Origin of the sequence: Myroides sp. (genome assembly GCF_032073645.1) — a bacterium.
Classification (GTDB): domain Bacteria; phylum Bacteroidota; class Bacteroidia; order Flavobacteriales; family Flavobacteriaceae; genus Flavobacterium; species Flavobacterium odoratimimum.
Window position 1 is genome coordinate 166,445 of the sequence record NZ_DAMANB010000002.1, and the last position, 21,927, is coordinate 188,371.

22 protein-coding genes and 2 tRNA genes (1 of these 24 running past the window's edge) are annotated in these 21,927 nt (G+C 35.5%); 18 read left to right on the forward strand and 6 right to left on the reverse strand.

Annotation, left to right across the window (positions count from 1 at the left end):
* Positions 1–52, forward strand: a tRNA-Gly gene (locus RT228_RS02470); it begins 121 nt to the left of the window's first position.
* A gap of 37 nt (positions 53–89) precedes the next feature.
* A tRNA-Gly gene (locus RT228_RS02475) sits at positions 90–162 on the forward strand.
* A gap of 40 nt (positions 163–202) precedes the next feature.
* On the opposite strand, the gene pepE is transcribed toward RT228_RS02475, so the two are convergent.
* Entirely contained in the window at positions 203–955 is a 753-nt protein-coding gene (gene pepE, locus RT228_RS02480) for a dipeptidase PepE (protein WP_058699149.1), read from the reverse strand.
* A gap of 45 nt (positions 956–1,000) precedes the next feature.
* On the opposite strand from pepE, the gene RT228_RS02485 reads away from it, so the two are divergent.
* The 6 genes from RT228_RS02485 (at position 1,001) to RT228_RS02510 (ending at position 5,463) form a co-directional block, all read left to right on the forward strand.
* Entirely contained in the window at positions 1,001–1,753 is a 753-nt protein-coding gene (locus RT228_RS02485; protein ID WP_058699148.1) for a hypothetical protein, read from the forward strand.
* 83 nt (positions 1,754–1,836) lie between these two features.
* Complete coding sequence (locus tag RT228_RS02490; protein WP_058699147.1) at positions 1,837–2,574, forward strand: hypothetical protein; 738 nt, start codon at positions 1,837–1,839, stop codon at positions 2,572–2,574.
* Between the two features lie 263 nt (positions 2,575–2,837).
* Positions 2,838–3,605, forward strand: coding sequence for a hypothetical protein (locus RT228_RS02495; protein WP_006262263.1), 768 nt, complete (start codon positions 2,838–2,840; stop codon positions 3,603–3,605).
* Between the two features lie 146 nt (positions 3,606–3,751).
* Positions 3,752–4,513: a hypothetical protein gene (locus RT228_RS02500; RefSeq protein ID WP_225581470.1), complete on the forward strand. Its 762-nt coding sequence runs from the start codon at positions 3,752–3,754 to the stop codon at positions 4,511–4,513.
* Positions 4,514–4,600: 87 nt separating this feature from the next.
* Complete coding sequence (locus RT228_RS02505) at positions 4,601–4,900, forward strand: twin-arginine translocase TatA/TatE family subunit (RefSeq protein WP_006259714.1); 300 nt, start codon at positions 4,601–4,603, stop codon at positions 4,898–4,900.
* Positions 4,900–5,463 (forward strand): phosphatase PAP2 family protein, encoded by a 564-nt coding sequence (locus tag RT228_RS02510; protein ID WP_006259713.1) that lies wholly within the window; start codon positions 4,900–4,902, stop codon positions 5,461–5,463. Before RT228_RS02505 ends, RT228_RS02510 begins: the two co-directional genes overlap by 1 nt.
* Positions 5,464–5,509: 46 nt before the next feature.
* On the opposite strand, the gene RT228_RS02515 is transcribed toward RT228_RS02510, so the two are convergent.
* Entirely contained in the window at positions 5,510–6,151 is a 642-nt protein-coding gene (locus RT228_RS02515) for an O-methyltransferase (protein ID WP_006259712.1), read from the reverse strand.
* Between the two features lie 439 nt (positions 6,152–6,590).
* On the opposite strand from RT228_RS02515, the gene RT228_RS02520 reads away from it, so the two are divergent.
* From RT228_RS02520 to RT228_RS02535, 4 genes are all read left to right on the forward strand, one after another.
* Entirely contained in the window at positions 6,591–7,748 is a 1,158-nt protein-coding gene (locus tag RT228_RS02520; RefSeq protein WP_058699146.1) for a serine hydrolase domain-containing protein, read from the forward strand.
* A 3-nt stretch (positions 7,749–7,751) separates the two neighbouring features.
* Positions 7,752–8,465: a 3'-5' exonuclease gene (locus RT228_RS02525; protein WP_006259710.1), complete on the forward strand. Its 714-nt coding sequence runs from the start codon at positions 7,752–7,754 to the stop codon at positions 8,463–8,465.
* A 463-nt stretch (positions 8,466–8,928) separates the two neighbouring features.
* Positions 8,929–9,378 (forward strand): OsmC family protein, encoded by a 450-nt coding sequence (locus RT228_RS02530; protein ID WP_058699145.1) that lies wholly within the window; start codon positions 8,929–8,931, stop codon positions 9,376–9,378.
* Between the two features lie 126 nt (positions 9,379–9,504).
* A complete protein-coding gene (locus RT228_RS02535) occupies positions 9,505–11,190 on the forward strand; it encodes an ABC transporter ATP-binding protein (RefSeq protein WP_058699144.1) in 1,686 nt (561 codons plus the stop codon).
* A gap of 39 nt (positions 11,191–11,229) precedes the next feature.
* Here the strand turns inward: RT228_RS02535 and RT228_RS02540 are convergent, their stop codons facing one another.
* Positions 11,230–12,585 (reverse strand): saccharopine dehydrogenase family protein, encoded by a 1,356-nt coding sequence (locus RT228_RS02540; protein WP_006259707.1) that lies wholly within the window; start codon positions 12,583–12,585, stop codon positions 11,230–11,232.
* A 117-nt stretch (positions 12,586–12,702) separates the two neighbouring features.
* Here RT228_RS02540 and RT228_RS02545 point away from each other — a divergent pair, with 117 nt between their 5' ends.
* Both RT228_RS02545 and pckA read left to right on the forward strand, forming a co-directional pair.
* Positions 12,703–13,098 carry a DUF423 domain-containing protein gene (locus RT228_RS02545; RefSeq protein WP_041894461.1) on the forward strand — a complete coding sequence of 132 codons (396 nt, stop codon included), beginning with the start codon at positions 12,703–12,705 and terminating at the stop codon, positions 13,096–13,098.
* A gap of 74 nt (positions 13,099–13,172) precedes the next feature.
* Positions 13,173–14,786 carry a phosphoenolpyruvate carboxykinase (ATP) gene (pckA, locus tag RT228_RS02550; RefSeq protein ID WP_058700013.1) on the forward strand — a complete coding sequence of 538 codons (1,614 nt, stop codon included), beginning with the start codon at positions 13,173–13,175 and terminating at the stop codon, positions 14,784–14,786.
* Positions 14,787–14,925: 139 nt separating this feature from the next.
* Here the strand turns inward: pckA and RT228_RS02555 are convergent, their stop codons facing one another.
* Positions 14,926–15,669 carry a uroporphyrinogen-III synthase gene (locus RT228_RS02555; RefSeq protein ID WP_006259704.1) on the reverse strand — a complete coding sequence of 248 codons (744 nt, stop codon included), beginning with the start codon at positions 15,667–15,669 and terminating at the stop codon, positions 14,926–14,928.
* Between the two features lie 14 nt (positions 15,670–15,683).
* The gene (locus tag RT228_RS02560) at positions 15,684–16,358 is read right to left on the reverse strand and encodes a DUF4271 domain-containing protein (protein WP_006262256.1); all 675 of its coding nucleotides are present in this window, start codon (positions 16,356–16,358) and stop codon (positions 15,684–15,686) included.
* Between the two features lie 104 nt (positions 16,359–16,462).
* Between RT228_RS02560 and RT228_RS02565 the strand changes: the two genes are divergently transcribed.
* The 3 genes from RT228_RS02565 to RT228_RS02575 are packed head-to-tail and all read left to right on the forward strand — an operon-like array spanning position 16,463 to position 18,988.
* Entirely contained in the window at positions 16,463–17,185 is a 723-nt protein-coding gene (locus RT228_RS02565) for a polyprenol monophosphomannose synthase (RefSeq protein WP_006259702.1), read from the forward strand.
* Positions 17,185–18,522 carry a dihydroorotase gene (locus RT228_RS02570; protein WP_058699143.1) on the forward strand — a complete coding sequence of 446 codons (1,338 nt, stop codon included), beginning with the start codon at positions 17,185–17,187 and terminating at the stop codon, positions 18,520–18,522. Before RT228_RS02565 ends, RT228_RS02570 begins: the two co-directional genes overlap by 1 nt.
* 13 nt (positions 18,523–18,535) lie before the next feature.
* Positions 18,536–18,988, forward strand: coding sequence for a DUF4296 domain-containing protein (locus RT228_RS02575; RefSeq protein WP_058699142.1), 453 nt, complete (start codon positions 18,536–18,538; stop codon positions 18,986–18,988).
* Here RT228_RS02575 and RT228_RS02580 read toward each other — a convergent pair.
* Entirely contained in the window at positions 18,921–19,919 is a 999-nt protein-coding gene (locus tag RT228_RS02580) for an NAD-dependent epimerase/dehydratase family protein (protein ID WP_058699141.1), read from the reverse strand. The genes RT228_RS02575 and RT228_RS02580 overlap by 68 nt on opposite strands.
* Positions 19,920–20,101: 182 nt before the next feature.
* On the opposite strand from RT228_RS02580, the gene tyrS reads away from it, so the two are divergent.
* Positions 20,102–21,394, forward strand: coding sequence for a tyrosine--tRNA ligase (tyrS, locus tag RT228_RS02585; RefSeq protein WP_006259698.1), 1,293 nt, complete (start codon positions 20,102–20,104; stop codon positions 21,392–21,394).
* Positions 21,395–21,927 lie beyond the last annotated feature (533 nt).

The following is a 21,927-nucleotide window of genomic DNA, read 5'->3' on the forward strand; positions in this document are numbered from 1 at the left end:
GAGCTCCAGCCTTCCAAGCTGGTTGTCGCGAGTTCGAGCCTCGTCTTCCGCTCTACAAACCTGATGTAGGTTTTAAAATAACATCATCTGCGGAAGTAGCTCAGTTGGTAGAGCTCCAGCCTTCCAAGCTGGTTGTCGCGAGTTCGAGCCTCGTCTTCCGCTCTATAAAAAAAGCCCTAACATTTGTTAGGGCTTTTTTTGTTTAGTTAAGATGGCTTAAGTCTGTATTAGTTTTTACTTCATAAGCTTCTTTATTTTGCTCAAATATTCTAGCGTCTAATTCACCTTTTAGAGTGATTCGGTCACCTTTTACTTCTAACCAACTACCTTCTCTAAGCCCTACTACAGGTTGTGTATTAAAAGCGTGGAACTCATTGATACGTGTTTCTCTAGTTTCTCCCATGTGAGTCGAACCTTCGATAGGGTCTAGGTAATGAGGGTTTAGGTTAAAGGGTACGAAACCAAATGTCTTGAATGAAGGTGGGTATACGATAGGCATATCATTAGTCGTTTCCATTGTAAGCCCACAGATATTACTTCCTGCACTACATCCTAGATATGGCGTTCCGTTGTTTACAACATCTATTACCGCATTCAGTACATTGTTTTTATATAGTTGTTGTACTAATAAGAAGGTGTTTCCTCCTCCTGTGAAGATTCCCTCTGCTTGTTGTACAGCTTCTACAGGGTTAGTGTACTCGTGTATTCCTTTGACATCAATATTGATAGTAGCAAAAGCGGTTCTTACTTTTTCTGTATATTGATCATGCGTGATGCCTCCTGGACGTGCATAAGGGATAAATAATAAAGTAGATATGTTCTTAAAATGTTCTTTTAATGTAGGTAATAAGTACTCTAGATAAGTCCCATTATATATGGTAGAAGTACTCGCAATAATTAGATTTTTCATGTGGATAAATAATTTTTGTAAAAATAAGTCGTTTAAATAGAACATTTGCCTTTTCACCTGCAAATGTTCACCTAACTAAAAAACACTATCATGAACCATGCTCAAAACGCCTTGAGTATAATCCTGCTTTTGATAAGCAGTATTTGTTTTGCTCAGGACTCCCCATCCGTTCTTAATGGAAAAATAGTGACTAGAGACGGAAACTTTGAAGGAATAGTGATTCTAAATTCTTCAAAGGACATTTCTGTATTATCTGATGATAAGGGGTATTTCTCTATTCGCAGTCATATTAATGATACGATAAGATTTATCGGTCCTAATCATACAGAGTATCAGTATGTAGTTAACGAATTTGATATCAAGCGCAGTCCTGTACTATTTCCATTAGAACCGTTATACAGCATCAATAGACTTGACGATATTGTCATCACGAAGATAGATAGTGATGCACTAGGCTTTACAGATAAGTATACAAGAAGATATACTCCTGCAGAACGCAAGCTTAGAACTGCTAAAACAGGTGGAGGAATGATACCAATAGATCCCTTTGTAAATATGCTGTCAGGGAGAATGAGTATGCTTAAGAAGAACCTTGCTTATGAGAAGACAGACCACAGAGTAGATAAGCTGATAGAAGTGGTTACTAACGAACGATTAGTTGATTACTATCAAATACCTTTAGATTATGTGGAGGGTTTTGCGTATTATGCAGTAGAAAAAACAGAAATAAAAGAGTTACTCAATGTAGGAATGGTTAATGTCAATGAATTAGAAAGAGAACTTACACCAGTGGTATTTGAATTTCTAGAAATGATTAAGAATAAGAAGGAAGAAGAAATATGATATGTGTACAAGGTCATATTTAGTATAATATAAAGAAGGCTGTCAAGGCAGAGCATTGTCTTCCAATAAATAGAAGTATTGTAATGAATATAATTCAGAAGTTATCGACTTTATTACTCTTATTAACTGGGATAGGTCACTGTTTCGGTCAAGATCAGGGAGGGATGATAAGTGGTAAGCTAGTCACTCGTGGAGGTGATTTAGATGGGACGGTGGTCACTAATATCAATAGAAACAAAACGGCATTAGCGGATAAGAAAGGTTATTTTGATATATATGGAGAACCACAAGATACTATACGATTTAGTAGTGTATACCATATGGAATATACTTATATCATAGCAGAAGCAGATATGAAGGGAGGTGTGCTCTTATTTCCCTTAGAACCCTTGCCTGATTTAAGTACGAGATTAAACGAGATTCTAATCACTAAAGTAGATGCAGGAGGACAAGGATTTACAAATAAATATACGAAAAGATATACTCCTGCAGAACGAAAGCTCAGAACAGCTACTACAGGAATATTAGATCCACTGGTGAATTTATTATCTGGTAGGACTGCCATGCTTAAGAAGAATCTAGCATATGAGAGGGAGGACTTCAGAGTAAGTAAGTTGTTAAACACGATAGACGAAGAAAGGTTAGTAGAGTATTATAAGATACCTCCTGATTATGTAGAGAGCTTTGCATACTATGCTGTGTCTAGAGAAGAGATAAGAAATATCGTGAATGCTACGATAATTGATACTAAATTCTTAGAAAGAATGATAGCTCCAGTTGTATTAGATTTTCTAGAAATGGTCAAAACGAAGACAAAATAATCTATTATAGCTTACTTATACTTCTTCCTAGTCTTGTAGTATTTGCTTGTTTTAGAAGAATAGAGGAGGTGTAACTTCTCTTCTTTTGATCACCTCTGAGTCATTAGAGACTGAAGTAGCGTGGGGTGGCATTGAGGTAATAGAGATAGATGAGGGCTGGTTAGATGAAAGTTTTATTGAATACTTATTTTGAGTTTTAGGAATGTGAGTAGAGCAGATTAATGCTTTGCTTGCTTAGAAGTGAACACTTTATAAATTAGTATATGAAGAATATAAAAGACATTGCCATTATAGTAACTTTTCTTGTGGGAGAACTTGTATTAGCTCAAGAAGGATTAAAAACGTTAAATGGAAAAATTCTTTTTAGAGATGGCGATAGAGATGAAGTGTTAGTTCTTAATGCTTCTAAAGGAACTTCTGTATTTTCAGATGATAAGGGATACTTCAGTCTGCAGGGGGAAGCGAATGATACTTTGAGATTCGTTAGTTTATCATACCTATTACATGTGTATATGATTACTGAAGTAGATTTAAACAGAGACCTTGTTCTGTTTTCTTTAGAAAGAAATACTACAGGAGAGGTATTGGACGAAATAGTTGTTACGAAAAAGAGTAAGTCTCCATATCCTAAATATACATATAAGTCTAAAGGACCTAGTCCTATGGAGCGACAGCTAGCTTATGCTACTTCTGGTCTTATCGCACCTTTAATCAATATGCTCAACGGTAGAACGAAGATGCTTAAGAAAGCGCTGGTCTATGAGCGTGCCGGGTTTAGAGCAGATAAATTTTTAGACTACGTAAGTGATGAGCTATTGGTTGATAAATATAAGATACCTTATGACTACGTAGAGAGTTTTGCTCTTTATGCAGTGAACGATGAGAAGGTAAAAGAAGCACTAGAGGTAACACCTGTAGATATGACTTACCTAGAGACAGTGATTGCTCCTGTAGCAGTCGACTTCTTAGAAGTGATTAAGGACAGACCTTTTAAAGAATTAGAACAACAAGTACCGGGGCAGAGCGATTAAATAAGTGATTTATCTAGTTATAGGTCGTTATTTAAACAGGATCAGTTATAGTGTTTATAAGCACATTGTTTTATTTAACATAAGTTTGCGAGGGTAAAATTTGTGTATCCTATAGAATGGAATATTTTTACAATTATAATTAAGGAATGATGAGAATATTTGTAGCCTTTCTATTAATATTGAACTTTTCTGTTGTTTTCGCGCAAGAAAGAAAGATGATAGATGGTAAGATTGTATCTAGAACGAAGAGATTAGATGGGGTATATGTAGCGAATATTAATACTGGAGAGTCTACGATGACTGCTCCTGGAGGATATTTTAAACTGAAGGCACAGGAGAATGATACGATTATGTTTTCAGGACCTGTTTTTCTAGGATATAGACATCAGTTAGATGATATAGATTTAAAGAGAGATATTATTTTAATACCACTAGAGCCTAACTCACTCTATTATGAATTAGACGAAATAGTGATCACGAAGATCACTTCAGAATCTCTAGGGCTAATCCCTAAAGGGACTAAGATACGTACACCAGCTGAGCGTAAGTTATATACCGCTACTACAGGAAGTGGACTGATCTCTGTAGATGCGATAGTGAATATGATCTCAGGACGTACTAAGATGCTGAAGAAAGCATTAGCTTATGAAAGACAAGAAGGACGAAAAGATAAGTTCTTAATGTATATTAGCCCAGAGAAGCTGACTAAAGATTACAGCATTCCTAAAGATTATGTTTACGGGTTTGCTTATTATGTGGCTACAGATGAACTAATGGCTTCTATTCTGAACACGAATATAGTAGATGAAAAGAAAGTCGCTAGTAGGGCTGGAGAACTTGCCTTAGAGTTTATCGAACTGATCCATGAGAAGTTAGATCTAGAAGTGAAGCAGACTAAGATAGAATAGTTTAACAAATGGTTTTAGATAAAATCTATGTGAGAATTTAATAAACTTCGTAGATTTGTAACCTTATAAATAGAAAAACGAATATTTATGTTTGGAATCGGAGGGGGTGAAATATTTTTCATCATTATTATAATTTTAATGTTGTTTGGTTCTGATAAGGTTCCAGAGATGGCACGTACCTTTGGTAAGTTTATGGCTCAGTTAAAGAATGCAACAAACGATATCAAACACGAAATCAATAAAAGCGCAGAAGAATCTGGTATTAAAAAAGATATAACAGAGACCTTCGATATAGATATTAATCCTATGAAGGATATTCAGAATGAAGTAGAGAAGCAGAAAGAGGACATTGAGAATATTACAGGGCCAATAAAAAGACAACTTTAATGTTAGAAACAATTGTGCAATGGGATAAGGAACTAATGTTGTTCTTAAACAACTTAGGTACTCCTACATTTGACCCATTTTGGTTATTTATCACGAAGCAGTTTAACTGGCTTCCGTTTTACCTCTTATTACTGTATCTAGTATATAAGAAAGTATCACTAAAGACACTGGGTATTATCCTACTGTTCATAGCAGGGCTTATCGCCTTTACAGATCAATCTACTAATCTAGTCAAAAGTACAGTAGGTCGCCCTAGACCGTGTAGTACAGAAGATATTAAAGCGATGCTTAGAGTAGTGAAGTGCAGTAGCTCACTGAGTTTCTTCTCAGGTCATGCCTCTAACTCTACTGCGACTATGCTATTTTTATTTTTAATATTGAGAAGGTATTATAAGTACGCGTTTTTAGTATTTATATTCCCACTCGTATTTGCATATAGTAGAATCTACTTGTCATTGCATTTCCCTACAGACATTTTCGTAGGAATGTGTGCAGGAATTATCTCAGGAACATTATTCTACCAAGGATTTAAATGGGTAGAGAAGAAATATAAGTTAGTCTAACTAACATTAAAAAAAGGCTTAGAATCTAGATTCTAAGCCTTTTTTGTTATCGTACTCTTGATACTGTTAGTCCATCTCTTATTGGTAATAGTATCGTCTCTACACGAGGATCTTCTTTTAGTAATTTATTATACTGATCGATCTCTATAGTAGCTCTATCATTCCATTTGATATCTTCTACTACCTTACCAGACCATAGGACATTATCAGATAGGATGATTCCTCCCTTATTCATCTTCTCGATGATGAGGTGAAAGTAGTTTGTGTAATTCTTTTTATCTGCATCTAGAAATACTAGGTCAAACTTCTTATCTAAAGTAGGGATAATGTCTAATGCACTACCTAAGTGCTGAGTGATCTGATGCCCATAGTCAGACATATCGAAGTATTTTCGTTGAAAGTCTACTAACTCTTCGTTTACATCTATTGTATCGATAGTACCATCAGCTCTCAGCCCTTCTGCTAGTGATAGTGTAGCATATCCGGTGAATGTACCTACCTCTAATATGTGCTGAGGGTTAACTAGCTTAGAGATCATACTCAAAAAACGACCTTGGAAGTGACCACTCAGCATTCTAGGCTGTAGTACTTTTTGGTACGTTTCTTTATCTAGTTTGGCTAATAACTCAGGCTCATTTTCTGAGTGTCTTGCCGCATAATCCTCTAACTCTGGTGATATAAAATGCATAATCGAAATTCAAGTAATAATTAAAGGCACAAATATAATCCTAGATTGAACGTTGACCAAATACTCCTGTAGTTTTATGATTATTAGCCTATTTAGAGTTTGCTTAGACCGTAAATAGCGATATATACTGTAGATCTACTGTATAGATGGTTCGGATAGAGAATTAGTACAGTTCGCAAAAACACCTCTTAACCCTAGTATTTACTTGGTATTTCCGAACACTATCCGAACAGAAATTGCATTAATAAATAAGAAGTGTTGATATAGAGGAGATTATCCTCTATGTAGAACTTTATAATAGGTCAAAAAGGTAATTAATAGCCAAATACTCCAAATAGAGTCATCGTGATGTAATCATATTAAAAGGTGTTATTAAAAATAACCGTTAAAGAAGTGATTTATTTTTCTAAATTTATAGGAACCAATTATTTAAACTATTATGAAGGTATTAAAGAAAGTTCTGAAGTGGCTAGTGATTTTGATAGCACTGGTAGTAGCACTGATGTATATATTTAAAGTGGATTATCTCTTTACGGCGGTGCGTACCATATACTTTAATGGATATAAGACAGCGTTCTTAGATGATTATAAATATTTTCCGACTAGGGAGATTAAGAATGATGTAGGACAGCCATGGGCATTCACGAAGGATTATAATACTATAAAAGCGAGTGACAACTTAGAGAATACCCATAAAGAACTAGAGTCTATAGCTTATTTAGTCATCAAGAATGATAGTATCTTCTACGAGGCTTATTATGACGGGTATGGAAAGGACTCTTATACCAACTCCTTCTCGATGGCTAAGAGTATCGTATCTGCTGCCTTAGGTAAGGCATTACAGAGAGGTGAGATCAAGAGCTTAGATCAGAAGGTAATAGAATTTTTACCAGAGCTAAAAGGGAAGTATAAAGATGAAGTAACGGTAGGAGATCTATCTTCTATGGCATCAGGATTAGATTGGGATGAGGCATATTACAGTCCGTTCTCAGTGGTGACGAGAGCTTATTTTGATAAAGATCTGAGAAATGTAATGCTAGGCTTAGAGATAAAGGATAAGCCTGGACAAGAGTTTATTTATAAAAGTGGAGATACAGAGCTATTGACGATGGTACTAGAGAAAGCTACTGGTAAATATATGACTGATTATATATCAGAATATTTCTGGAAGCCTATGGGAGCAGAGAATCCAGCGTTATGGCAGCTAGACCATGAAGGGGATGGGGTAGAGAAGTCATACTGTTGTTTTACGAGTAATGCGCGTGATTTTGCTAGGTTTGGTAAGTTGTATAAAGACGAGGGGCTGTGGAACGGTGATAAGATATTAGATAGCGCATTTATTAGAAAGTCAATTACCCCACGTTTTAAAGATGCGCCTGAGTATGGCTATGGTTGGTGGTTAGTGAATCACAAGGGACAAGATTTCTTCTATATGCGAGGTCATTTAGGACAGTTCGTGATTGTGTCTCCTAAGGATAATGTGATCATTGTGCGTCTAGGACACTTAAAGGGATTACAGACAGAGGAAGATCCTCATAGTAACGATCTGTACACTTATATCGATGAGGCTTATAATATGTTGAACCAAAGGAAATAAGATATGCTTAGAAATGTGATGCTAGATAGCCTACTCTTTTTTGATATTGAGACAGTGCCTGAAGTGCCTGCTTTTAATGATCTAGATGAGGAGATGCAAGATCTGTTTGATATCAAGACGGCTTATCAGAGAAGAGATGGGCAGACTGCAGCGGAGTTTTATGAACGTGCAGGGATTTGGGCAGAGTTTGGTAAGGTGGTATGTATCTCAGTGGGATATTTTACTTATAAGAATGGAGATAGACAGTTTAGAGTCAAATCCTTTGCAGGAGAGGAACGCCGTCTGTTACAAGAATTTTCTAATTTAATAGACGAATATTTTAATGATCCTACTCGCGTTCTATGTGGGCATAATATTAAGGAATTTGACATTCCCTTTGTTGTGAGGCGGATGTTGATAAATGAGGTAAAAATCCCCAACAAACTGTGTATTATTGGGAAAAAACCGTGGGAAGTAAATCATCTAGATACCATGGAAATGTGGAAGATAGGAGATTATAAACATTTTACATCTTTAAGGCTTTTGACTAGAATATTAGGTATACCCTCGCCTAAAGACGATATAGACGGGAGTGAGGTGGCTAAGGTGTATTATGAAGATAAAGATATTGACAGAATTATCGTGTATTGTGAGAAAGATGTGGTAGCAGTGGCACAGGTTTTGCTGAGATTTAAGCGTGAGGAACTATTAAGTCAGAGCGAGATATTTTCTGTTTAAGTTAAAGAAATATTAAAAAACATTGGTTAGTGCTTGTTGTTAAAATAATTTTTTTCTAATTTTGACTTCAAATAAGGAAATAGTAATGCAGAAAATTTATTCAAATATGGTTTATTCAACAAAATGTGTATTCTCTAAGAAGAATGCATCGTTTATGGTATAGAGCTGTCTTTGGATAAGTATAAAGATATTTAATAAGCCTCTGTACCTCACAGGGGCTTATTTTTTTTTAAGAAAGAAACATATAAAAATAAAGTAATGAATTTAGTCTATAATCTATTAACGTCAACATCGTATAAGGGAATTTGTTTTCCTAAGCGTTTGATGTATACATACGTAGCCAAGAGAGATAGCTTGTTTTGATCATACTATTTTTATAGTTAAGAATAAATAAGAAGGTCCTTTTGGCAGATAGCTGAAGGGACCTTTTTGTATAGTGTCAATTTTATAAATAATTAAAAGAATGGAAAGTAAAGTTTTAAAAGTGTTGGGCTTCTCAGTAAGAGAACAACAATTCGCTGTAAAAACAGCCAACTACTCTTTCACAGTGAAAGATGGAAGAGAATTAGTAAGAGACGTGAATGCGAACTCTGCAGAGTTATTATTAGCTAAGCTAGCAGGTAGTATCCACGCAGTGGGAAAATTAGTCGGTAATACATTGGGGTTAGATCTAAAATCTATTCAGATAGAAGTGTCTGGTGTGATAAAAGGGGAAGGCTTCGAAAAGGATAGCTTAGACCACTTCAACAGAGTAGATGTAATCGTAAAACCTACTTCTGAGGCATCTATAGTGTTGCTAAAAGAATGGCTAGATGCTGTAAAATCAGCTTGCCCAATGTTTGCAAATTTTAAAGAAAAAACTCCTACTATCGTTACGTTAGTCAAGGAATATGACCAAGTAAAAGTAGCGTAGTATGTCCGTATATTCTGTAAAAATTGTGGTATAGTATAGATGTTTAATTAGTTTATTAGATAGCTTATACTATATCACAATTATTATATATTTTTGTTATTCTAGTGATCGTACTGAATATAAAAAATGAAAGAAGATATACCTATATTATCTGTAAAGGATTTACAAATCGATTTTCTGAAAGAGAAATCTTGGAATACTATTATCAAAAGTAGCTCTTTTGATATCTATGCTAACGAGATTCTTGGTGTAGTAGGAGAGTCGGGTTCTGGTAAGTCAGTTACATCACTTGCGTTAATGGGGCTATTGCCTCGAGAAATATCTCGTATTAGCTCGGGTAATATCGTGTTTGAAGGAAAAGATATTACGCATAATACAGATAGTGAGTTCCGACTGTTGCGTGGAGCTCAGATATCAATGATATTTCAGGAGCCGATGAGTGCTCTAAACCCTTCTATTACTTGTGGCGAACAGGTGGCTGAGATACTTCGAGAGCATACTTCGCTCAGGGGGAAGGCTTTAAGAGAAGAGGTGTTACGCCTTTTCGATAGAGTTAAATTGCCTAATCCTAATCAAGTTTATACTAAATACCCTCACCAAATCTCTGGTGGACAAAAGCAAAGAGTCATGATCGCTATGGCTGTAGCGTGCAAGCCTAAGCTACTGATAGCGGATGAGCCTACGACAGCATTAGATGTGACTGTGCAAAACGAAATCATTAATCTACTGAAAGACCTACAACGCGATAATAAGATGAGTATCTTATTTATCTCTCATGACTTGAATCTAGTGTCGTCTATCAGCGACCGTATTCTAGTGATGTATAAAGGGGATATCGTAGAACAAGGAAAGTCAACAGAAGTGTTTAACAATCCACAAGATATGTATACTAAAGCCTTAGTAGCGTCTAGACCTTCTCTTACAGAGCGATTAAAAAGACTGTCAACGATAGGAGACTTTCTGAATAATAAGGTGGTGAGAGATGTGGTGACTACTGAGGATAGAAAAGATAGATTAGAAAAGTTATATAGTAATGCTCCGTTGCTAGAGATTAGGAATGTGTTCAAGGATTATGTCATTAACGGAGGACTGTTTAAAAAAGGTGTATTCCACGCGCTACAAGATATTAGTTTTAATGTATATGAAGGTGAGACACTTGGACTAGTAGGTGAGAGTGGGTGTGGTAAGTCTACATTAGGCAATGTTATCCTACAACTCGATAGAGCCACTAAAGGGCAGATATTCTATAAAGGGCAAGACATCACGAAGCTTTCTTCTAAGACGTTTAGGGTGTTTAGAAAAGATATACAGATTATATTCCAAGATCCGTATTCGTCTTTAAACCCTCGTCTGACTGTAGGAGAAGCTATTCTAGAACCTATGAAAGTACACAAGATAGGAAGTAGTGATGCGGATAGAAAGGAGAGAGTGATAGAAATACTATACCGAGTGGGGCTAGACGAATCTGTATTTAACCGTTATCCACATGAGTTCTCTGGAGGACAGAGACAGCGTATCGGTATCGCTAGGACGATAGCAGTACAACCTAAACTGATCATATGTGATGAGTCTGTGTCTGCACTAGACATATCTGTACAAGCTCAGGTATTGAATCTACTAAACGATTTGAAGGATAAGTATAATTTTACTTATATATTTATCTCCCATGATTTGTCTGTAGTGAAGTATATGTCTGATCAGGTGATGGTGATGAATAAAGGTAAGATAGAGGAAATAGGCGAGGCAGATGAGTTGTATGCTCACCCTAAGACTGTGTACACAAAAGGATTGATTAGTTCTATCCCGAAATAAGATAGTGAAAAAAAGCTCCGATACTGGAGCTTTTTTTAGTTAGTTATATCCTGAATAAGGAACTTCTTCTTCTATAAAGTGAATGCCATTCTCTTCTAATTCTTTTAGGATAGGAGTATATACTTCCTCTTCTATAGGCATCTGTACACCTGGTGTAGTGATGATTCCTTTTAAGATTTTTAGAGTAGCGATCGCTACAGGAAGACCTACTGTCTTAGCCATAGCAGTGTAGATCTGATTATCTCCTATACAGACCATACGTGAGTCTATCTGGTGATTCTGTCCATGTAGTTCGTATCCTATCTTGTGATACATCACGATCATGTCTTTATCTTCAGGACTCAGTGACCAAGAATCACTTAAGATCTTTTCTAAGATTTGTGCAGGAGTCGCTTTCTTTAATCCTATTTTTTTAGTTGGGTTGAACAAGTCTAGCTCTAGTAGCTTGTCCCATATAATGTCATCTTGGTCAATACCTAGTGCTAATCTTAGTTTGGTCTCTACAGTATCTGTAGGGTGGTAGGGCAAGTAGGAGTTGATAAACTCTCTATAGGTCATCTCTTCAGAATTATCTATAGTATAGCTATCATCTGTTATTCCTAATTCTACAAAAAGATTCCAGGCTCTAGAGTATCCTACTCTTCTGATCGTACCTCTAAAGATGGTTTTAGCATCACGAAGTCCATAGACATCTTTGTATTTTAGAGAATCTCTATTGGCGTAAGCTTCGAACTTTCCATATCCTTCTACATCTAAAAACTCAGTACGTCTAAATACTTTGTTGTAAGGGATGTATTTATATTGGCCTTCTTGTAAGAATTTAGCTGCACCACCTTGTCCAGCTAATACTACATTGCGAGGGTTCCAAGTGAATTTGTAATTCCATAGATTGTTGTCAGATTCTGGAGCGATTAGTCCACCACAGAAAGATTCAAAAGAGATGACTTTCCCTCCTTTTCTTTCGATATCATGTATAATTTTCATCGCACTCATGTGGTCTATCCCTGGATCTAAGCCTATTTCGTTCATGAAGATGAGGTTGTTTTTAGTTACTTCCTCATTGAGTTCTTGCATAGCAGGGCTGATGTAAGATGCCGTAACCATGTGTTTTTTATACTTCACACAGTCTTTAGCTAGTTCTAAGTGATGTATGGCAGGTAACATAGAAACTACAATGTCTGCTTTCTGTACTAAGGTTTGTCTTTCTGTTTCGTTGAATAGGTCAAATGCGATCGCCGTAGCATTAGGATGATTCATCGCTTTTTGCTTCGCGGATTCTAGAGATAAATCCCCTATAGTAAGGTGTAAGTTCTCTGAGTCTGATTTGTCCAAGAGATACTTGATTAATGAAGAGCTGGATCTACCTGCTCCTACTATTAAAATTTCTTTTGTCATAATATTCTAGTTGGTTTTTCAAGATACAAAAATTAGTAGTTCAATAAATAGATTAAATTCTACAAAATTTTTAATGTGCTATTTGTCTGATAAGTTGTATATTTGAAAGAAAAATAAATGGGACGAAAAGTTATATTTATAGCTGCTATAATCGGCGCAATTGGTATTATGCTAGGAGCTTTTGGAGCTCATGGTCTAAAGAAAGTTGTAACAGAGGCTCAAGTAGCTACTTTTGAAATAGGCGTTCGTTATCAAATGTACCACGCACTTTTTTTACTTTTTATAGGTATATGCGGAATATTTTCAGACAAGGCTAAAAAAATAGTTATGTATCTGGTTTTGTTTGGAATATTGTTTTTCTGCGGTTCTATATACCTTCTTACCTTTAAAGATATGATAACCATAGACTTAAGAGTTATTGGTCCAATTACTCCTGTAGGAGGAGTATTGTTCATTGTTGCATGGCTATACGCTGGAATTCAGGCGTATAAAAGTAAAAACATGATTAAATAATTCTTTTGTATATTTATATTTTAAATTTATTTCTAAGTTTGCAAACAAATTAATACACAACCTAAATAATGAAAATGGATATTTCTGAATCAATTTCACTGGAAAAATATGGTATTAAAGATGTTGTAGAGGTAATTTATAATCCTTCGTACGACGTTTTATATAATGAAGAAACTAACCCTAACTTAACAGGGTATGATAAAGGAGTTGTAACTGAGCTAGGTGCAGTTAACGTAATGACTGGAGAGTTTACAGGACGTTCTCCTAAAGATAAGTACATCGTTAAAGATTCAGTTACAGAAAACACAGTATGGTGGAATTCACCAGAATCTCCAAATGACAACAAACCAATCGATAACAGAACTTGGAATGCTTTAAAAGAGAATACTGTTAATCAGTTATCTGGAAAAAGATTATTCGTTGTTGATGCGTTTTGTGGAGCTAACGAGAATACTCGTTTAAAAGTTAGATTTATTATGGAAGTAGCGTGGCAAGCGCACTTCGTAACTAATATGTTTATCCGTCCTACTGCAGAAGAGTTAGCTAACTTCGGTGAGCCAGACTTCGTAGTAATGAACGGTTCTAAAACTACTTTCAAAGACTATAAAGATTACGGATTAAACTCTGAGGTTTATATCGCGTTCAACTTGACTGAGAAGATTCAAGTTATCGGTGGTACTTGGTATGGTGGTGAGATGAAAAAAGGTATGTTCGCAATGATGAACTACTACTTACCTCTTCAAGGAATGGCTGCTATGCACTGTTCTGCTAACAAAGGTAAAGATGGTGATGTAGCTGTTTTCTTCGGATTATCAGGTACAGGTAAAACAACTTTATCAACTGACCCAAAACGTGAGTTAATCGGAGACGATGAGCACGGATGGGATGATGAAGGTGTATTTAACTTCGAAGGAGGTTGCTACGCTAAGACAATCAGCTTGAGCAAAGAGAATGAGCCAGATATCTATGGTGCTATCCGTCGTGATGCTTTATTAGAGAACGTTACTGTTGATGCTAATGGTATTATTGACTTTAACGATGGTTCTGTAACACAAAATACACGTGTATCTTACCCAATCGAACATATCGAGAATATTGTTAAGCCTGTGTCTAAAGCTGGACATGCTACTAAAGTTATCTTCTTAACTGCAGATGCTTTTGGTGTAATGCCTCCAGTTTCTAAGTTAACTCCAGAGCAAACTAAATACTACTTCTTATCAGGATTTACTGCTAAGTTAGCAGGTACTGAGCGTGGAGTAACTAAACCAGAACCTACATTCTCTGCTTGTTTCGGTAAGGCTTTCTTATCTCTACACCCAACTCAATACGGTGAAGAGTTAGTGAAGAAAATGGAAGAGCACAATGCTACTGCTTATATGGTAAATACAGGATGGAATGGTACTGGTAAGCGTATCTCTATTAAAGATACTAGAGCTATCATTGATCGTATCTTAGACGGTTCTATCGAGAATGCTGAGACTACTATCGTGCCTATCTATAACTTCGCTGTACCAACAGCTTTAGAAGGTGTAGATACTACTATTCTAGATCCTCGTAATACGTATGCTAATGCTTCTGAATGGGAAGAGAAAGCAAAAGAATTAGCTGGATTATTCATAGAAAACTTTAAGTTATATTCTAATAATGACGAAGGTAAAGCGCTAGTAGCTGCTGGACCTCAATTATAATATAATTATAGCTATAGAAAAAAGGAGATGATGTAATCATCTCCTTTTTTTTGCTCTTAATTAAGCAGTGAACTCTTATTTAATAAGTATAAAAAAACCACCTCTTCATAGAGGTGGTTTTTTATGATATAAATAGATATTATTTATTTACTTGTTGAATGTACTTTTCTAATGCCATAGTCATAGACGGTGTTCCTGGTGCAGGAGCCATGATGTCTACTCTTAAGTTATTGTCTAAAGCTTCTTTTTGCGTTGTAGTTCCAAATACAGCTATTCTCGTATTGTCTTGACTAAAGTCAGGGAAATTTTTGAATAGAGATTTAATACCTGTAGGACTAAAGAAAGCTAAAACATCATATTTCACATCTGCTAAATCTGATAAGTCACTCATAACAGTACGATAGAATGTACCTGGAGTCCAATTTACTTTTAAATCATTTAAAGTAGTTGGTACATCGTGATTTAATTGATCTGATGCAGGAAGTAAGAAGGTCTCATCTTTATACTTCTTAATCAAAGGAGCTAATTCTGCAAAGTCTTTCTGACCTACATAAATCTTTCTTTTACGGTATACTACATATTTTTGTAAATAATATGCTACCGCCTCTGACTGACAGAAATACTTAAGCGTTTCAGGAACTTTATATCTCATTTCTTCTGCTACGCGGAAAAAGTGGTCTACAGAGTTCTTACTTGTTAAAATAATAGCAGTGTAATTGTTTAAATCAATCTTTTGGTGTCTTACCTCTTTGGCTGGTACACCTTCTACGTGGATGAAGGGTCTAAAGTCAATTTTTACTTTGAATTTCTGCTCTAATTCGAAGTAAGGTGAGTTTTCTACTTTAGGCTCTGGTTGAGAAACCAAAATTGTTTTCACTTTCATAATTGTACTTTTTCTTATAATGCTCCGTAATCTTTTAACCAGAAATATAATAATAGATAAGGAGCTATTTCAAGGGTGCAAAGATACAAAATAAAATAGAACACCTTATTCATTATTGATTTTTGGTTGTTTTTTATAAAAAGAACGTATAAAAGGATATTTGTTGCGATTAATGCAATCAACATGAATCCGATTATAAGTTTGTTGGTTATATTGTTGTAGAATAAAAGAACGTCTACTGCTAACAGTAACATTCCGATATAATTTCGATAGGTAGCTTTTTGTAGATTTAACGCATCCGAAAATTCGTCTATACCAAATGTTGTTGATATAATCTTATCTATTAAATACTTTCCGATGATAAAGGTGGTTACAAAATTTAAAAGCATTAAGAATGAACCAAAACTGTAATCTGGTATGAGTTCGAAAGCTTTTAATGTTATTTGTATAAAGAAAGTAATCGATATAAGCTGTACAAGTAAAAAAGATAAAGTGAAACTATTTCTTAAGTTTGTATTATCCTTATAAATCTTTAAGTACTTATTCGATGCTGCTAGTTTTGTAAACTCAGAAAAACGTACGCCGAAGATGGTACGGTTAACTGCAATAATAGAGAATCCGATAAAGAATAGGACTGTTGCCCAATCTTTACTAGGGAGTACACGCTCGATAAGTATTAGATTCTCCATAATATCTGCAAAATTAGCAAAAAAACCTTTTAGATTGACTTTGTATTTTATTTAAGTGATAACTTTCTAGAAAAAGGTTATTTTTGTGGCAAACGTTTTAAAAAATGGAGTCAGGACTTGTCATTATACCAACGTATAATGAAATTGAAAATATAGAATTGATTATCGATGCTGTTATGGCATTGCCTCAGCATTTTCATGTTCTGATTGTTGATGATAATTCCCCTGATGGTACTGCAGCTGTAGTTGAAGAGTTGCAAAGTAAGTATCCCGAATCTTTGTTTTTAGAGAAGAGAGAAGGTAAGAATGGGCTAGGTACTGCTTATGTCCATGGTTTTAGATGGGCCTTGGCACGTGACTATGACTATGTATTTGAAATGGACGCGGATTTCTCTCATAATCCGAATGACCTTCCTAAACTTTTAGAAGCTTGTAAAGCGAATCAAGGCTTAGCGATTGGCTCTAGATATGTTACAGGTGTTAATGTGGTGAATTGGCCGTTAAACCGTGTTTTGTTGTCTTATGGAGCTTCTATTTATGTTAGAATGATAACTGGGATGAAAATTAAAGATACGACAGCAGGCTTTGTTTGTTTTTCACGCAAAGTATTAGAGAGTTTTGATTTTGATAAGGTGCGCTTTGTTGGGTATGCTTTTCAGATCGAGATGAAGTATCGTACTTATGTAAAGAACTTTTCGATTACGGAAGTGCCTATTATTTTTACAGATAGGACGAGAGGCGAATCTAAAATGTCTGGAGGAATTATTAAAGAAGCTGTTTTTGGCGTTATTAATCTACGTATACGTAAACTACTAAACACACTATAATGACACACTATTTAATTAAAAACGGAAAAGTCGTAAATGAAGGGACTATTGTAGAAGCGGATGTTCTAATCGAGAATGGCTTTATTGCAAAAGTAGCTCCTAATATCGAAGTTTCTGATGATGTAACTGTTGTTGATGCAAAAGGGAATTATGTTATTCCTGGAATGATTGATGATCAAGTGCATTTTAGAGAACCAGGATTGACTCATAAAGGTGATATAGAATCTGAATCTAGAGCAGCTATTGCTGGAGGGATTACTTCTTTTATAGAGCAACCGAATACAGTACCTAATGCTGTGACTCAAGAATTATTAGAACAGAAGTACGAAATAGCGTCTACTAAGTCATTTGCTAACTATTCATTTATGATGGGAGGTACAAATGATAACTTAGAAGAACTGCTAAAAACAAACCCACGTAATGTAGCTGGTATTAAACTTTTCTTAGGTTCGTCTACAGGTAATATGTTAGTAGATAGACAGGATGTATTAGAAAAGATCTTTTCGAGTACTTCTATGCTTATCGCTGTACATGCTGAGGATGAAGGAACCATTAAGGCTAACTTAGCGAAGTATAAAGAAGAGTTCGGAGAAGATATCCCTGTGAAGTATCACCCGATTATCCGAAGTGAAGAGGCTTGTTATTTATCTTCTTCTAAAGCGATAGAGTTAGCGAAGAAAACAGGAGCTAGACTACACGTATTCCACCTTTCTACAGCGAAGGAAACAGAATTGTTTAGAAACGATATCCCTTTAAAAGATAAAAAGATTACTGCAGAGGTATGTGTTCACCATTTATGGTTCACGGATAAAGATTACGATAAAAAAGGTAACTTTATCAAGTGGAATCCTGCTGTAAAAACAGAAGTTGATAGAGATGGTCTTTGGAAGGCGTTGTTAGATGATAGAATAGATGTTATCGCTACTGACCATGCACCTCATACCTTAGAAGAGAAGAGTAAAGCGTATTCTTCTGCTCCTTCTGGAGGACCACTTGTGCAGCATGCTTTAGTTTCGCTATTTGAAGCTTCTAAACAAGGGAAAATCAGTATAGAGAAAATCGTAGAGAAAACAGCACATAATCCTGCTATTTTATTCCAAGTAGAGAAACGCGGTTATGTAAAAGAAGGATACCATGCTGATATAGCTATCGTAGATGTGAATCATGACTGGGAAGTAAATAAAGACAATATTTTATATAAATGTGGGTGGTCTCCATTCGAAGGAGAGAAATTTAGTTCTAAAATTACTCATACTTTTGTAAATGGTTTCTTAGCGTATGAGAACGATAAGGTAAAAGAAGAACACAAAGGACAACGATTATTATTCGTACGATAAAATCAAAGAATAGATGAATAAATACTTAGTAATATTAGCTGTGTTTATACTTATGTCATGTAAGAATGATGTGGTAAAACCGTCTCCATTTATCGAGCAACAAAAAATGGAAGATATCTTATATGATATGGCATTGTTATACTCTATCGAGAGTGTAAGTGCATATAGTAGAGAAGATACTCTAAAGAGACTTGACGTTAATTCTATCTTTAAGAAGTACGATATAGACAGTCTTGCTTTTGTATCGAATAATAGATACTATGTAGAGCTAGGGGATGGTGTGTACCACAGTATGCAGAACAATATTCTAAGTCGTCTAGAAGCGGCTAAGGTTGTGGCAGACTCTTTATTGTCTAAATCTCAAGATGAGCCTAAAGACGAATTAAGTAAAGAAGATATTAAAGTTGATGATACTGTGAAATTGGATCGAGAAAAGATTGATAGTCTTCGAAATCAAATTCAATAGTGTTTTTAATTTTTGAACAATCATAAATATAAGAAGAATGAGAAGCTTGCGCGATTGATCGTGTAAAGCTTCTTTTTTTTCTCGTTATCAGAGAGACGAAGTTGTCTAACTTCCATGCGAATAGACTTGATGTGCGCGATACATGGATACTAGGATGTTTCTTACCCATTAAGTCTGCGATATGATTGATAAGCTCTTGGTAAGTAATATTATTTGAGACTAATGCGAATCTCTCATTTTTAATATCACTGATCATGAGGAGATGCATTGCTCTTACCACATCATTTACTCCTACGATTCCCGCAATACCTGTGGTGTAGAATGGGAAGTCTTTCTTTACTTTTTGGAAGAAAGCTCCACTACCTTCATAACCGAAGCCACGTCCGAATACAATACCAGGATTGACGATGACTACATCTAGTCCTTCTTGAGTCCCTCTCCATACCTCCATTTCGGCTCCATACTTAGTGATAGCATAGTCTCCATGGTATAGCTCAGGGTTCCAATCTGTCTTTTCTGTAATGATTTTATCTTTGGCTATCGTCTCACCTAGAGCGGCGATAGAACTAACATAGCACAGTTTTTTTACGTTAAAGGCGATAGATAGGTTCACGATATTTGCAGTGCCTTCTATATTTGTCTTGCGAAGTTTTTTTTCATCTTTAGGCTCGAAAGAGACTAAAGCTGCACAATGATATACATAATCAATTCCAACAAAGGCTTTTTCTAAGGCAGGTACATCTATTAGATCTGCTTTGACCCATTCTATTTTTAAGAATAGGGCTTCTTGATTGTTTAAGACGAAGAGGTTTTTCGTTTTTTTAATACTATCCTCATTTCTATAAATAGCACGAACTGCACCTTCTGACTGAAGAAGATGTAATAATAAATGTGCTCCTACTAAGCCTGTACCTCCTGTTACTAGTATCATATTTAGACAAAAGTAAGTTATATGTTTTACATAGTGAAAAATTATGAAATAAAGTTGAATTCTAACGCCCCTATTATTAGTTCTTAAAGGATAAATGTAGAAAACGTATAAAAATGCAGTGTTTGAGAATTTTTATTCCATAAGCTAAGGTTTTGAGCTATCTTTGTGTAAAATTTATTTAAATGAAGAATTTTATTGAAGAAGTGACTTGGAGAGGAATGCTCCACGACGTAATGCCAGGCACTGAAGAACATTTGTTGGAGCAAATGCGTGCTGCGTATGTGGGAATTGACCCAACAGCCGATTCATTGCATATTGGACATTTAGTAGGAGTAATGCTATTGAAACACTTTCAATTAGCTGGACATAAACCTTATGCTCTTGTGGGAGGTGCTACTGGTATGGTAGGTGACCCTTCAGGAAAGTCTAATGAAAGAAACTTATTAGACGAAGAAGCTTTACGTCATAATCAAAATGCGATTAAAGAACAATTAAGTCGTTTCTTAGATTTTAATTCAGGTGCTGAGAATGCTGCTGTGTTAGTAAATAACTATGACTGGATGAAGGATTTCTCTTTCTTAGAGTTTATTCGTACAGTAGGTAAGCATATCACAGTAAACTATATGATGGCTAAAGATTCTGTAAAGAAACGTCTAAACGGTGAGTTCCAAGATGGAATGTCATTTACAGAGTTCTGTTATCAATTAATGCAAGGATATGACTTTTTGCATTTATACAAAGAGAATAATATTACATTACAAATGGGAGGATCTGACCAATGGGGAAATATCACTACAGGTACAGAGTTAATCCGTAGAACAATTAGCGAGAAAGCATATGCGCTTACTTGTCCATTGATTACTAAAGCTGACGGAACTAAATTCGGTAAGTCAGAAGGGGGTAATATTTGGCTGTCTGCAGAGTACACTTCTCCATATAAATTCTACCAATACTGGTTAAACGTGGCTGATGCTGATGCTGAGCGTTATATTAAGATCTTTACATTCATCTCTAGAGAAGATATTGAAGCATTAGTAAAAGAGCATTCAGAGGCTCCACATTTACGTGTGTTACAACGTCGCCTAGCAGAAGAAGTAACGATTATGGTACACGGTCAAGAGCAATTAGATAATGCTATCAAAGCGTCTAATATTTTGTTCGGTAACTCTTCTACAGAAGATTTAAAACAATTAGATGAGAAGACTTTCTTAGAGGTATTTGATGGAGTGGGACAATCAGAAGTAGCAAAAGCAGATATCGAAGCTGGGTTAACTATCGTAGATGCCTTAGCGGCTAATTCTAATTTGGCTTCATCTAATGGAGATGCTCGTCGTTCGTTACAAGCTAACTCTATCTCTGTAAACAAAGAGAAAGTAGCTGAAGACTACGTAGTGACTACAAATGATTTGATTAATGATCAATTCGTATTACTACAAAAAGGAAAGAAAAATTACTTCGTTTTACATGTAAAGTAAGATTATAAGTATACTTATATAAGGGCTCTCAGTAATGGGAGCCCTTTTTTTTGGTCTATAATTGATAGGGTCATAAGGTAATGGGGTATTGATGGCATAGTGATCGCATAAAAAATGGGTAAAACTATGCGAGCAGTATGCCATCACTATGCGATAAATATGCGACCAGTCGGGTTTTTGTTGTGAAAAAAGGAGTACTCCCTCCTTGTATTTACTAGTTTTTGGCTCTAATTAAAAGGTTGACTATTTTGTCGTTTTGGGTGGTTATGGAGTCTTTCTTCTCTGAATATTATGAGAGAGAATTAAAATATACCATATACATGGTATTTCATAGAATGAGGTGTTGAAATACCTTTGTATTACAAAAGTAGGGAGTGCTATATCCTTAATCTGTTGTGTATAATTATTGTTTGTTTTGTAAGAAAATAATTACATATAAGGGTTTCCCTACTTTGCTTTTTTCACTGATAAGAAAAAAATATATAACCTAAATATTATGCAATCAATTCAACAAAAGCGAGAACTTGACACTC